This window comes from Spirobacillus cienkowskii (assembly GCF_037081835.1).
Classification (GTDB): Bacteria; Bdellovibrionota_B; Oligoflexia; order Silvanigrellales; family Silvanigrellaceae; genus Silvanigrella; species Silvanigrella cienkowskii.
On record NZ_CP146516.1, the window covers coordinates 422826 to 436099 of the forward strand.

General features: G+C 32.0%; 15 protein-coding genes and 1 tRNA gene. 8 read left to right on the forward strand and 8 right to left on the reverse strand.

All coding sequences use genetic code 11. The annotated features are described in order from the left end of the window. Position 1: 1 nt before the first annotated feature. Together Spiro2_RS01820 and Spiro2_RS01825 are read right to left on the reverse strand one after the other, a co-directional pair. Entirely contained in the window at positions 2-928 is a 927-nt protein-coding gene (locus tag Spiro2_RS01820; protein WP_338636645.1) for a chemotaxis protein CheX, read from the reverse strand. A 53-nt stretch (positions 929-981) separates the two neighbouring features. Continuing rightward, the gene (locus Spiro2_RS01825) at positions 982-1353 is read right to left on the reverse strand and encodes a hypothetical protein (protein WP_338636646.1); all 372 of its coding nucleotides are present in this window, start codon (positions 1351-1353) and stop codon (positions 982-984) included. A gap of 117 nt (positions 1354-1470) precedes the next feature. Here Spiro2_RS01825 and Spiro2_RS01830 point away from each other — a divergent pair, with 117 nt between their 5' ends. Beyond that, positions 1471-3204, forward strand: coding sequence for a M3 family metallopeptidase (locus Spiro2_RS01830; protein WP_338636647.1), 1734 nt, complete (start codon positions 1471-1473; stop codon positions 3202-3204). Positions 3205-3232: 28 nt separating this feature from the next. Here Spiro2_RS01830 and Spiro2_RS01835 read toward each other — a convergent pair whose 3' ends face one another. The 3 genes from Spiro2_RS01835 to Spiro2_RS01845 form a co-directional block, all read right to left on the reverse strand. Beyond that, positions 3233-3568, reverse strand: coding sequence for a hypothetical protein (locus tag Spiro2_RS01835; RefSeq protein ID WP_338636648.1), 336 nt, complete (start codon positions 3566-3568; stop codon positions 3233-3235). A gap of 183 nt (positions 3569-3751) precedes the next feature. Next, on the reverse strand, positions 3752-5533 hold the full coding sequence (gene dnaX / locus Spiro2_RS01840; protein ID WP_338636649.1) for a DNA polymerase III subunit gamma/tau: 1782 nt from the start codon (positions 5531-5533) through the stop codon (positions 3752-3754). Between the two features lie 302 nt (positions 5534-5835). Beyond that, positions 5836-5926: transfer RNA gene (locus Spiro2_RS01845), tRNA-Ser, on the reverse strand. Between the two features lie 204 nt (positions 5927-6130). Between Spiro2_RS01845 and rplU the strand changes: the two genes are divergently transcribed. The 7 genes from rplU to Spiro2_RS01880 all read left to right on the forward strand — a co-directional run bounded on the left by rplU (position 6131) and on the right by Spiro2_RS01880 (position 10433). Further along, positions 6131-6454, forward strand: coding sequence for a 50S ribosomal protein L21 (gene rplU / locus Spiro2_RS01850; protein ID WP_338636651.1), 324 nt, complete (start codon positions 6131-6133; stop codon positions 6452-6454). A gap of 99 nt (positions 6455-6553) precedes the next feature. Beyond that, positions 6554-6820 (forward strand): 50S ribosomal protein L27, encoded by a 267-nt coding sequence (gene rpmA, locus Spiro2_RS01855; RefSeq protein ID WP_338636652.1) that lies wholly within the window; start codon positions 6554-6556, stop codon positions 6818-6820. Between the two features lie 210 nt (positions 6821-7030). Then, positions 7031-8083 (forward strand): GTPase ObgE, encoded by a 1053-nt coding sequence (gene obgE / locus Spiro2_RS01860; protein WP_338636653.1) that lies wholly within the window; start codon positions 7031-7033, stop codon positions 8081-8083. Beyond that, a complete protein-coding gene (gene rsfS, locus Spiro2_RS01865) occupies positions 8080-8553 on the forward strand; it encodes a ribosome silencing factor (RefSeq protein WP_338636654.1) in 474 nt (157 codons plus the stop codon). The genes obgE and rsfS overlap by 4 nt, the downstream gene beginning before the upstream one ends. Before the next feature lie 8 nt (positions 8554-8561). Next, a complete protein-coding gene (locus Spiro2_RS01870) occupies positions 8562-9071 on the forward strand; it encodes a 23S rRNA (pseudouridine(1915)-N(3))-methyltransferase RlmH (RefSeq protein WP_338636656.1) in 510 nt (169 codons plus the stop codon). 11 nt (positions 9072-9082) lie between these two features. Next, on the forward strand, positions 9083-9814 hold the full coding sequence (locus Spiro2_RS01875; protein ID WP_338636658.1) for a hypothetical protein: 732 nt from the start codon (positions 9083-9085) through the stop codon (positions 9812-9814). Positions 9815-10019: 205 nt separating this feature from the next. Continuing rightward, positions 10020-10433: a septal ring lytic transglycosylase RlpA family protein gene (locus Spiro2_RS01880; RefSeq protein WP_338636660.1), complete on the forward strand. Its 414-nt coding sequence runs from the start codon at positions 10020-10022 to the stop codon at positions 10431-10433. On the opposite strand, the gene Spiro2_RS01885 is transcribed toward Spiro2_RS01880, so the two are convergent. Genes Spiro2_RS01885 through Spiro2_RS01895 form a run of 3 tightly spaced genes read right to left on the reverse strand, consistent with a single transcriptional unit; the run spans position 10430 to position 13270 of the window. Continuing rightward, positions 10430-11803: an O-antigen ligase family protein gene (locus tag Spiro2_RS01885; protein ID WP_338636662.1), complete on the reverse strand. Its 1374-nt coding sequence runs from the start codon at positions 11801-11803 to the stop codon at positions 10430-10432. The genes Spiro2_RS01880 and Spiro2_RS01885 overlap by 4 nt on opposite strands. 16 nt (positions 11804-11819) lie before the next feature. Continuing rightward, entirely contained in the window at positions 11820-12551 is a 732-nt protein-coding gene (gene lptB, locus Spiro2_RS01890) for an LPS export ABC transporter ATP-binding protein (RefSeq protein WP_338636663.1), read from the reverse strand. Continuing rightward, positions 12548-13270, reverse strand: a complete 723-nt coding sequence (locus Spiro2_RS01895; RefSeq protein WP_338636665.1) for an LptA/OstA family protein — start codon at positions 13268-13270, stop codon at positions 12548-12550. Before Spiro2_RS01895 ends, lptB begins: the two co-directional genes overlap by 4 nt. Positions 13271-13274 lie beyond the last annotated feature (4 nt).

Here is a 13274-nt window from a genome sequence, read left to right on the forward strand (position 1 = left end):
ATTAAAAAAGAATAAGTTCGCCTTCTTCTACAACAACTTGTAGTTTCTCTGGAGCTACAGGCTCATAGCTATCATTTATCTCTAAACAAAATTCTACATATATTCCAGCAATTTTCTCAAATAAAAAAGGTATTACTAGAACGGGAGAATTGCTCTTGTAATCGAGTATGTGCATTGGGTCAGCTAAAATTGTTGGCACTGTAATTTCAAATGACATGCTTTTTTTCTTTAAAAACTGTTGTTTTGCTCGTCCCATAATTTGGTTGCATAGCTCGCCGCAGATATCGGCAATGGCTGTATCGTCTGCTTTGGCATCTGGTCCAAGCATTCGATAAATACACGCTATGAGTATTTTTTTTGTGACATTTATAGACATTGATCCTTTAATTTGAGGACTAGATAAGCCAATTACTGCACTAACCTCGCTTAAACTTTGGTTTCCTGATTTGAGAAAGGGTCTTCCTGCTACAATAGAGATTCTGCCCATAGAATCAAAAATGTGGATTGTCGATTCTAAAAATATTTTTAAGATTTCTGGCTCAAAAGCGCCATGATCATTTTTATTTGGGTTGATAGCGTACTTAATTTTATCTGAAAGCAACTTATACCTATAGGGTTTTATAAATAAATGGTTTATCCCTAATGCGCTAAATTTATTTAAGTCATCTTTATTGGGCGATGAGGTTGTAACAACAATATGAGTGTTTGCATTTTTTTGATTTTTTATAAAATGGCTAACCAAATCAAAGCCAGATAATTCCTTAAAATTTTGATCGATAATTGCTAAATCAAATTTTGATTCGTTCAATACTTCTTGAATTGGCTTAGAGTTATCAAAAAAATAAGCTTCATGTCCATCATTTGTTAAAAAACGGCTAAGATTTTCAATCGATTTTTTTGATGATTCGGCAATAAATAATTTAGCCATTTTTTATCCTAAGTTATTGTTACTTAATTGGAAAGTGACTATATAAATACTTTCTAATTTTGAATTCTTGGTATTGAATACTCTTCGAATAAAGACCAACACCTTAAATCCTTGCTATAAAAAGCAAGCATAATTCCTGTGTCAGCCCAGTATTTGTAATTCGCATTCCAATAAGTGTAGTAACGCAAATATAAATTAGAAGTTTTACCATTAACTAAGCTATCTGGAGTTGGCATAAAATCATCTATGAAGTAACACTCTCCTGCCTGTTCAAGTCTTAGAAATGGTAGGTTTATTGCTGTAGGTGCTGGACCTCTGACAGCAGGGGGACTTGTGCACGCTGTTAACAAAATGCAAATAAAGCTGTAAAAGACGAGTCTTTCTCGCTTTAATTTTTTTGTGTATGGTGTTAAGCGCGGTTGCATTTTTTACCCTTTCCTCCATGTAATTATCGGAAAGAGCTATAAAATGTTTAATTGCTACGAAAAAAGAGTATAATTTTCTCGGAGTCCATTTTTTTGACTATCTTGGATGACACGCAAATGCCACAATCTTACCCCTGTATTGAGACTAAAAAGCGAATTTTTTTAAAACCTCAATTTAATCCTCTTAAAAAATCTGATGTCAAAGAGCTTTTAAAACAGTTACTAAATGAAGTCCCAGTTGATTTTAAATCAGCAGCGACGTGGTTTGGTTTGTTTCATGAAGCCTCCTGTGCCATTTCAGAGGTTCATTCGCAGCTTGAGCTTAATTTGAGCTTTAATGTTCAGGATCATAAGGCGGAGTTGCAATTAAAAGAGTTTGAAGAAAATATTTTATCTGAATTATTGTCGGTAAGAAGTGCGTTAATGGATATTTATATGAGTTCTCCTTGGAGAAACTCAATGCACTTTTATGATAACGATAGAATTTTAAAAGATTTGAGTATTAGAAAAATTTATACAAATAAAGAAATAACTTTACTTCAAATAGAAGAAAATCAATTAATCAGAGATTATAAAAAATTTGCACATACTGCAAAAACACATTTTGAAGGGAGAAGTGTCCTTGTTTCATCTGTTATCGGCAAAATGAATGATCCAGATTTAAATACAAGAAAATCAGCTTTTTTTGCATATTGGAATTTTGTAAAAGCAAATGAAGAAAAGTATCAGTCAATTTTTGAATCTTTGTTGATAAATCGTCGCAAACAAGCAGAGGTTGTAAATGCTAAAAGCTATGTTGACATTGCTTTTTCTGAGCTAGGTCGAATTGATTATGGAGTTGCCGAGTGTTCTCAATTTAGGCAGTCAATATTGCAAGAAGTGATTCCTGTTATAAAAAATTTGTCTAAATTACAGCAAGAATCTTTGAATGAAGACTCTATATCTCCTTGGGATATCTCTATTTGGCCTGATTTAATGCCTAAAAAGTCTCCCGCAAACGGTAATTTGAATGAGTTGGTTGCATCTGTTCAAAATATCACTTCTAAAATTCATCCTGCTTTTGGTAAATTATTTCATGAAATGCGGAAAAAAAATTTAATAGATATTTTTCCAAGGAAGGGTAAAGCTCCTGGTGCATTTTGTGTCACGTTTCAAGAAAGTGGTTATCCATTTGTATTTGGAAATTTTAGTGGAACATTTAAAGATGCTCTGACTTTTTTGCATGAATTTGGCCATGCTATTCATGGTTATGCGGTATCAAATATACAAAACGTTTTATTGCGTCATCCTGGGTTTGAATTTTGTGAAGTGGCAAGCATTGGGTTTGAATTATTAGCAAGTCGTTTTTTTTCTGATTTATGGGTTAACAAAGAAGATTCTACAAAAGCTCTTGCATTTCACTTTTTTAATATGCTTCATTTTTGGCCTTTTATGGCGATGATAGATGAGTGGCAGCACGTCATTTATACTTGTAAAGATCTTCCTTCTGCTGAGCAGCGAAATAAAATTTGGTTAGACATTTCTAGAAAATATCGGCCTCATGTGAATTGGTGTGGGTTTGAGGATTTAGAAGAATTGGGATGGGTCAGTCGTCCTCATATCTTTACATCCCCTTTTTATTATATTGATTATGGTATTGCACAGTCAGGTGCTATTCAGCTTTGGAAAAAAAGTAAAGTTAATTTTGCTGAGACAGTGAATAATTACATAGCAGGACTGAGCTTAGGTGCTCAAAAATCTTTGCCAGATCTATTTGAGGCAACTGGGTTAAAATTTGATTTTAGTCGCAAAATGATGAAAAATCTTTGCGAAGATATACAGGAAGAGATTATGAAAGTTTCAGCAAAATAATTCTTTAAAATAATGCTATAAACTATCTTTATTCATCATCGTCATCTTCAAAGTCATCATCATCATCGTCGTCGTCATCATCATCATAATCATCGTCGTCATCATCATCATAATCATCATCGTCGTCATCGTAATCATCATCGTCGTAATCATCGTCTTCGTAGTCATCGTAATCATCATCGTCGTCATCGTCATCTTCAAAGTCATCATCGTCGTCGTCATAGTCTTCTTCGTCATCATCATAGTCATCGTCGTCAAAATCTTCTTCGTCTTCCTCGTCATCTGCAGGCATAACTTCAATAAAAGACTGTAAAATACTGTGTTTGTGTAATTGTTCGTTATTTATATTGTTGAACAGAACCATCAGAACCTCCAAAATTAGATCAAAACTTTGTGTCAATTATATACTTTTATTTAAAAAGTGTCAGAGTAGTAACATTGAGCTACACACTGAGAAAAAATGTAATCAAATCTTTTTTCTTAGTGCAAGATCTAGAGCCATATTTATGCTTTCCCCCAAGCTAAGCTTGTTTCACATTCTTATTATTTAGTCTACAGGAATAATTTGCATTTCTGTGGCATAGTTTTTGAGTTGTTGTATATGGTCTTTTTCATACAAAGCTCTCTCTTTTTGCAAAAAACCCTGGTTTTTTTCTTGGTGATTGATTTCTGAAAGTGATATTGCTTTATTCGATGTATTATTAAGTAATTCTGTACTTTTTATAGAAATTTTTTCTGAGTTATATTTTTGAAAGCTCTGCATAATGTTTGAAGTGTTTCTGAGTTTTGTTACAGCTTCATGAGATGTTTGCTCGTTTTTATTTTTTGTATTTAGGTTTTTCGATGGGTTTTGCTTTGTTGGTTGCTGTGGAGTATAAAGACCTTTAAAAGTCGCATTTTGTAATTGTAATTCGTAAATACACTGCCAAAATAGGTCTAGGTCGTTTTCATTAAAAGATAAGTGGCTTTTATTTTCTAAGGTGTCAGAGAATTGGATAATATTTTTATTAAACAAATCAACTTTGACATGGTTTAATCTTGTGGCGAGTGTTTTACTTTTTTGCTCTGCAAGCGCAACAAACTTTTTAAAAATATTTAAATCTACAAAATTTTCTTGAACATGTTTTGTTGTTAAATGAGTTTTTTGTTCAACAATTGTCTTGGGTGAATGAGAAAGTAAAGACATCAGTTCAGATGTAGAAAGCCATTCTGCTCTGGAAATACATTCTGTTATAATAATTTCTGACCATGCAAGACCCGCATTCGAGCGTGCGATGTCTTTTATAGAATTGGCAGTGAGTTTAAATATTTCGCTAATTGCAGCGACAGAAATATTTTGAATTTTTTCTTGGATAAGGGAGTATTCTTGCGGCAATAATGACGTGAGTACAATTGCGCGTTCTTTGTTGTTTAGCGTTTTAATAAGCATAGCATTTCTAAAGTATTGAGAAATATTATCCATTAGTATTGCCATGTCTAAACTTGCTAAGTCTGCATTGCGCAAAAGTTCAAGAGCATCTCCTAGGTTTTTAGTACAAATTGCAGAAAAAATATTTTCTGCAATTTCTTCTCCTTGTACGCACAGCGCATTTTTTGTTAAATCTGAAGAAATAAAAGAGTGATTGCATATAGCAATAACCTGCTCTAATAGACTAAGAGCATCACGAATTGAACCTTTTGCCTCACGAGCAATTAAAGTAATTGCATCATCCTCGAAGCCTATTTTTTCTAGAGTTAAAATATTTTTTAAGTGTTTTTCCATAATTTGCTGTTCAATTTTTTTGAACGTAAAGATCATACAACGAGAACGTACTGTGATTGGAACTTTATGGAGTTCTGTTGTGGCTAAAATAAAAATAACCTGCGGAGGAGGTTCTTCAAGTGTTTTTAATAGTGCATTAAAAGCACCTGTGCTTAGCATATGAACTTCATCAATAATAAAAATTTTATAACGCGCTGAGTTAGGAAAAAATCGAGTTGCTTCTCGCAGCTCTCTTATGTTGTCAATACCTGTATGCGATGCGCCATCTATTTCAAGAACATCATCATGAATACATGATGTGATTTGCTGGCAGTGAACACACGATTGGCAGGGAGAAATAGTAGGGCCTTTTTCACAACACAGTGATTTAGCAAGAATTCGGGCACTTGAGGTTTTGCCTGTCCCGCGTGTGCCTGTAAATAAAAATGCATGTGGAATTTTTTGATTTGAGAGCATTTTTTCAATAGCACTTGCCACAATGTCTTGACCAACTAGGTGTGAAAAACTTTGTGGACGCGTTCTTCTTGCTAAAACAACATAATTTTGTGAACTATTTTTATTCAACATACTTAAGTACCAAAGAATTAGAAACAATGTGACAATTGTTATAATTGAGTTTTTTAATATTTTTCTTACTATTATAGAAAGGGTGTCACTTCCCACTTGCCTTAGTATGTGTTTTCAAATTTTAAAAATCAAGAAAGTAGATATTTGGAAAAACGAAAACAACCATGAGGGGTGGGTGCATGCTGGTCTTACCTACCTTATTAAACACCGTTGCTGCCTTCCGACTCTGGCGGGTTCATTAAAAAAGCACTAAGGGCATACAACCACCTCTCATGGTTGCTTACAGTTTGCTAAGCAAAATGTGGCGGAGAGAGAGGGATTCGAACCCTCGTTACGGTTTTAGCGCAAACACGATTTCCAATCGTGCTCCTTCAGCCACTCGGACACCTCTCCACTTAGATTCCATTGCCTACCTGACACTTTAAAAAAATGCAAGCTCCAATCTTAAAAAAATAAATAACTTGACCTTATTAAAAAATTGCACTATGAGCTAGCTTCCGACTCGTGTTGAGCCGTGTTTATGGCGTGGTAGCGCTTACCTACAAACTATATGTCGCTGTAAAAATGTGACATAAAAAGCGTATAAGGAAGATAGTTGTGAGTAATAAAAACTATGCAGTAGTTAAGATTTTTGGTCGTCAGTATAAAGTTACTGAAGGCGAACAAATTAAGGCAAATTTCATTCATGCTGAAGTTGGTGATTCTCTGCCTTTTTCTGAGGTTTTAGTATTACAAAAAAATGGTCACTTACATATTGGCGAACCTCAAGTAAATGGAGCAAAAGTGACTGCTCAGGTTGTTAGCCATGGTCGTGAAGATAAGGTCTTGGTTTTTAAATACTTACGTAAAAATAAATCAAAGAAAATGCATGGTCATCGCCAAGATTTTACAACTTTGTCGATTACAAGCATTGAAGGTTAGTAATTTCTTTCTTGAGTGTTGATCGCCTATTTGGTAATTTTTTTATAACTTATATCTCTTCAAATTTTTTGAAGGGCTTAAACTAAGGGATTTGTAGCAATGGCAAGTAAAAAAGCCGGTGGTTCGACCAAAAACGGACGTGATAGCAATCCAAAATATCGTGGCGTAAAAGCTTATGGCGGAGAGTCTGTTAGAGCTGGAAATATTATTGTACGCCAGGTGGGCACTAAAATTCATCCTGGATCCAACGTAGGTATGGGAAAAGACTTTACATTATTTGCTAAAATTGATGGTGAAGTAAAGTTTGAACACATCACTCGTGATCGTCAATGTGTAAGCGTTTATCCATTAGACGCAAAGGCATAAAAGGTATAATTCTTAAAATTATCTTTTAATTTTTTTGCTAAAAGCCAAGGTGCGTATATAGTTTGTGTGCGCATCTTGGTTTTTATTTTTTACCCTTTTTGATGTAAGTAAGTTCACGTTATTACAGAGTTTTTTTACATAAACAAGGGTGATTTCTGATCTTTTTTCTTAAATCACAACTTTTTTATACTTTAGACGGTGGCAGTTTATATGAAATTTATTGATACAGCTGAAATTAAAATAAAAGCAGGTGATGGTGGCCTCGGTATGTCTCACTTTAGGCGAGAAAAATACGTGCCAGCAGGAGGCCCAGACGGTGGAAATGGAGGAAATGGAGGAGACATTTATCTAGAGGCAACAAATGGATTATCAACTCTTCTCGATTTTCGTTATCAGCGTTTTTACGAATCAGATTCTGGTGGTAAAGGGGGGACAAACAATCGACAAGGACGATGTGGTGAAGACCTCGTACTAAAGGTTCCTTGCGGAACCATAGCCTTTGATTGTGAGTCAAGTGAATTTATTGGAGAAGTTTTGCTAGAAGGGCAGCGTATTTTGGTTGCAAAAGGCGGAAAAGGTGGAATTGGCAATACACTTTTTGCGACTTCAAGAAATCAAGCTCCAACAAAAACAATACCTCCAGGTATAGGAGAAGGACGTAGAATTCGTTTGGAATTAAAAATGATTGCCGATGTAGGAATTATTGGAAGTCCTAATGCAGGAAAAAGTACTTTGATTACAGTTATTTCTGCTGCTAGGCCTAAAGTTGCAGATTATCCTTTTACCACTTTGGTACCAACATTAGGAGTTGTCAGTCATAAAGATGCGCCTCCTTTTGTTGTTGCCGATGTTCCTGGTCTAATTCCTGGAGCAAGTCAAGGAAAAGGTCTAGGGCATGATTTTTTAAGGCATATTGAAAGAACAGGTGTTCTAATTCATCTTGTTGATGGTAGCCAAGATTCATCAGAGGCAATGATTAACGATTTTAATGGTATTTTGGAAGAACTTTCGCTATACGACAAAGCGCTACTTAGCAGGCCTAGACTCACAGTTATTTCAAAGGTTGATGCGCTTGCTTCAGAGGAAAATATTGAAATTTCTGGTAATCAAGATGCCTTGAACGAATTTCGTCAATATTTAAAGCGAAAGAAAATAAAATTCTTTGAAATTAGTTCTGCTTTTCGAGTCGGAATTTCTGATTTGCTTGATAAGCTTGTTGAGGTCTTGAATGAATTAAAACAAGATGGAGAAAATATTCAGTGAGTAATACATTTTTAAAAATTGGTGATAAAGAACTGTCTCAAGAAGAATTGGCAATGCTTTCTATTGCGGTGGCAATGGATAAAAAAGCAGTACGGCCAGTGATGATGGATTTAAAAAATCTGGGAGCTTTTACCGAGTTATTTGCAATTGTCAGTGCTTCTAATCAGCGCCAAGTTTATGCTATCGCAGAGCATATTCGACAAACATTTAAGCAATGCTTAGGGCTATCTCCTATATCTGTAGATGGGTTAGAGTCAAGTTCGTGGGTATTAATTGACTACGGCTTTTTATTTGTTCATATTTTTCAAGAACCAACACGTGATTTGTATCAACTAGAACAGTTATGGAGTAAAGCACGTTTTATTGATATTGATGAAGAGAAGTGTCAATTGCTTTTAAACGAAGTGAACAAGATATCTAATGATTTAAATGCAAGAGAAATTGACTGCAGTGAAGATATCAGAATTTAAGATTTATTATGCGTTATATTATTTTAACACCTTGGAAGATTTCTCGAAATTCTGTTTTATTTAACTGTATTCAAGATTTTGTAAATAGATCTTCTCACTATATTTCCTTACAGCATATCTATCCATCTCATGTTTTAAGCTCTGAGCAGCACACACAGTTTTATTGTAAAGAATTAAAAAAATTGTCTGTAGAAAATCCGCTTTGTATTGCTTTAGATGAAAATGGCAAGCAATTATCTAGTGATGGTTTTGCTAAGGAGTTGAGTTATTATGAGCTACATGGAGAAAAAGCAATCGTGTTTTGTGTAGGAGGGGCTTATGGACTGCCTCAAGAAATTGTTAAATTAGGAAGATTTCGTAGTATTTCTTTGTCAAGTATGACGCTTCCGCATGAAATGGCTTTGGCTGTGCTTGTGGAACAAATTTATAGAGCACGATGTATTATTGCAAGTCATCCTTATCATCATGCTGATCCATCGGCTTTTTCTAAGGCTATTTCAGTAAGATCAAGCAAATAATGTTTTAATTTATGAAGTTTAAAAAAATATGCTATATTTGTCATAATAAAATTAATTCATCTGATACTTCAATTTGTAACTACTGCTTTGATAAGTTAACAAAACTGTCTTGGACTTATTGTGGTCGATGTGCAAACCATAAATGCTATGGCTGCGATAATTTGAAGCAGTTTTCAAACGTTATTAACGTATTTATTTACGCGCACGGTTTACCAGAGCTTTTGGTTCAAGCAAAAGATCAAAACGATCTAAACGCTCAATACGTATTTAATCATTTTTTTTACAAAATGGTTTTAGAAAAACTAAAAATTATTATGGAAAAATTTGAGTATAATTATATTGTACTTCCTCCTCTTAGAAAAGAAAGAATATTAAATTCTCAATGGCATCCCATAATTTTTTTGGAAAATATAATTAATACTATTTTAAAATCAAATAATTTTAGCTATATGCCGCAAATATTGAGTCCTGTATTTAATTTTTCATTTTATAGACAAGCTTATGTGCCTTCAAAAACAAGAATATTAACCGTAAATAAATATAATGATAAAAAATACGTTAAAATTTTTACTGATTCAAGTTTTAATACGAATAAACAAAATGCTAAAAGAATTTTGTTATTAGATGATGTTTTAACAACAGGAAACACTTTAAAAACAATTAAGGAAAAAGTTGAAGAAAATGTAACTGCTGATTTCTGGGATATTTTTACTATATTTAGAGCTATTCAATCAGATGTTTAAAGTTATTATAAATAAAAGCCATTGATTAATTTTGCTGCGTTTTTTAAAATTATAAAAGTATCTATGTATATTGATAAAACAAATTATAATTTGTTTTAATATGATATCTTTATATTTGTAAATTAATTTGATAGATTTTGTCTGTTGAATTTGGAACGTTTATTTTGCTCTTGGAGTTTTTTATTTTATTAGAAAAGGTTAATAAATGAATATTATAGCTCAAACTTTGTATAGTTTAATTTTGGCAATTTTTTTTATGAGCTGTACGACAACTAAAGAATCTTCATTAAAATATAAAATTGAAAAAGAATTTAAATATTTTACTTTTTATGAAAAAGGTTACGCTTCATTTTATGATCATAAATGGGCTGGCAGAACAACTGCTAATGGTGAGAAATTTAATCCTGAGCTATTAACTGCTGCAAGTAAAACTTTACCATTTAATTCTACAGTTATGGTTAAAAATACAATAACTGGACAATCTGTTTTTGTAAGAATTACTGATAGAGGCCCGTATGTAAAAGGAAGAGTTATTGATTTAAGTGCAGCTGCTGCTAGAAAGCTAGGTATAAGTAGAATGGGAATTGCTAAGGTAGAAGTGTATCTAGCAAGCAATTAGTTTAGTAGCTTTTCTTTAAAAGCTGCTTGCCACATAATTATGTAAATTATAGATATATAAATATAAATTACAGAAGAATCAAAAAATACATTTTGTGTAAGTGCATGTAAAATATTAGCAAAAAACATAAAAAATAAACTAAAATTAAGATAAGGTGCATTTTTTATGTTTCTTACAATAATAGCTCTCAAATTTTTAAATAATTTTGTTAAATAAAATAAAATCCAAATTGCTGCAATGATACCGCCACAACCAAGAACTTCGATATAGTTATTATGAGCAGTGAATTTTTCTTCCAATTCATCATATCCAAGATGATCATAATATTGTTCACGTAAACCTTGGTCAAGCCAGTATCCACCTTGACCAATAATAGGTTTGTCTGTGATCATATGAGAATAAACTTTCCAAAAGTAAATTCTATTATTTCCTTTTTCAAGGCTTTTATTTGTAATTATTGATTCTGTAGCTGAAGACATTCTATTTGTGAAACTAGAATTTTTTCCAATAAAATAACCTAAAATTAAAATAGTAATAACACTAAATATTGAAATTAAAGGTTTTTTTCTGATGTAAAGAATTATTGGAATTAAAAATAAAATAATAATTGCTGATAAAAATGCAGTTCTTCCTTGTGAAATTACAATAAAAAGTAGCGAAGAAGTAGATATTGAAAATAAAGCTATTAATGAAACCAACCTATTTTTAAAAATAGTAATATTTTTATAATTAATTTTATTAGAAAAACATAGCCAAAATAAACACCATGAAAAAGCAAAGTATGCGGCTCCAACTCCAGACACAGTTAATGGACTGCCGTAAAACCCAAAAACTCTTGTGTTCGCATTTAGTAAAAATGGGTTTTTAAATTCTAAAATTTGCGAAGCACTTTTGAGAGAAATTCCTGTTTTATATTCGTAAAATAACAATAATAAAAAAATTATTGATGCTGGAAATAGACCTGAAATAAAGTACTTCAATGGTTCGTATTTTTTGGTAGGGTTGATTTTTTTATCTTTTTTTCTATATTGGCTTATAAAGTAAAATATAATTATAAAAAAACTACCAATAAAAAATGATGAAGGAAATTCGCTTTTTAAAATTGAAGGAAATAAGTTATTTGTATTATAAATAAATGAAGTTACTGTTGAATTTGGAAAAATAAGATTTAATAAATTTGTAATTGGAAAAATAAGATGTAATGCAATTAGATAAATGCATATTTGAAGCATAAATTTTGGAATTTTTAAGTTATTTTTAATAAAATATACAGAAGGAATTAAAATGCAGGTTAAATAAAAAAATATCGCTTGGACTGCAATACCAGTATAAAGAAAAAATGGAAATATGAAAAAAGAAAAATTAATCAAAGCAATTACTCCAGTTTTAAAATGAAAAATTTTCTCCTAAATAAACTTGCTTAACACGCTCATCTGCAATGACTTCATCCGGTTGACCTGCGGCAATAATTTTACCACCAGCAAGAATATAAGCGCGACTGCACAAAGAAAGAGTTTCGCGTACATTATGATCAGTAATTAACACACCAATTTGCTCTTCTTTAACGAGTTTTTTAACAAGCTCTTGAATTTCATTTACCGTAACAGGATCGATACCAGCAAAAGGTTCATCTAAAAGCAAAAATCTAGGGTTAATAATTAATGTTCTCGCTATTTCAAGACGTCTTCTCTCTCCTCCAGATAAACTAATACCAAGACTTTTTCTAATATGTCCAATACCAAATCGATCAATTAATTTTTCTAGAAGATTATAACGATTTTGTTTTTTTATGCCAGTCACTTCCATTATAGCTAATAAATTGTCTTCAACAGATAGCTTTCTAAAAACACTAGAGTTTTGAGGTAAATATCCAATACCCATTTTTGCTCTTTTATGTATAGGAAGATTAGTAATTTCTTGTTCATTAATAATAACTTTACCTGAAGTTGGTTTAAGTAAACCAACTGTCATATAAAAACTGGTTGTTTTTCCTGCTCCATTTGGCCCTAATAAACCAACAATTTCTCCATTATTAATATAAAATGAAACGTCATCTACAACTGTTCTTGCTCCAAATTTTCTTACAAGATTTGACACTTTAAGTTGATAATTATTCATTTTATAACCTTGTCGCTATATTTTTCTTTAAAATTAGTACTTTTTTTTAAATTCATTGTATCTTTAGGTGATACTGCACCATGAGTTTCTTGTAACCGAATATTTCCTGTATCTAAATTAATTTCAATATATTCAGCATTAATAACTTCTTGTGCTTTAAAAAATTTTGCTTTTCCTTTAAGAATCATAATTTTTTGAGGAATAAGAAATTCAATTAAGCTTGCAGAAGCATTTATATCAGGGGATGCTATAGTACCTTTTTTTAAAACTTTCACATTTCCAGTAGCAATGGCTTTTTGAATTGAGGTGCTTCCAGTCGCAAAATTACTGTCAGGTTTTCCAATGAGCTCAGCTTTTTCTGCTGTAAGTGTTGTATTGTCTTGCACTAAAGTTACATTCCCAATTAAATTTAATATTCCATTTTTTTTTGAGAATTCTGCCATTCTTCCTTGAAAATATATTGGAGCATTTGTGTTGTGTTTTGAAAAATCGTCAAAGACACTTTCATCATTTTTTTTAGGGTTCAGCTTTTTTTTATTATTTTCAGTTTCAATCTGTTTTCTAATTGATAATTCTGATTGATTTGATTTTTCAGATTTAGTTTCCTTTTTTATATCAATATTATCTGAAAAAGAGTTTTCAAAATCTGCATAAGAATTTTGAATTATAAAAATAAAAATAATTTTTATTAAAATTATTTTTTTTAATAATAACTTCATCCAT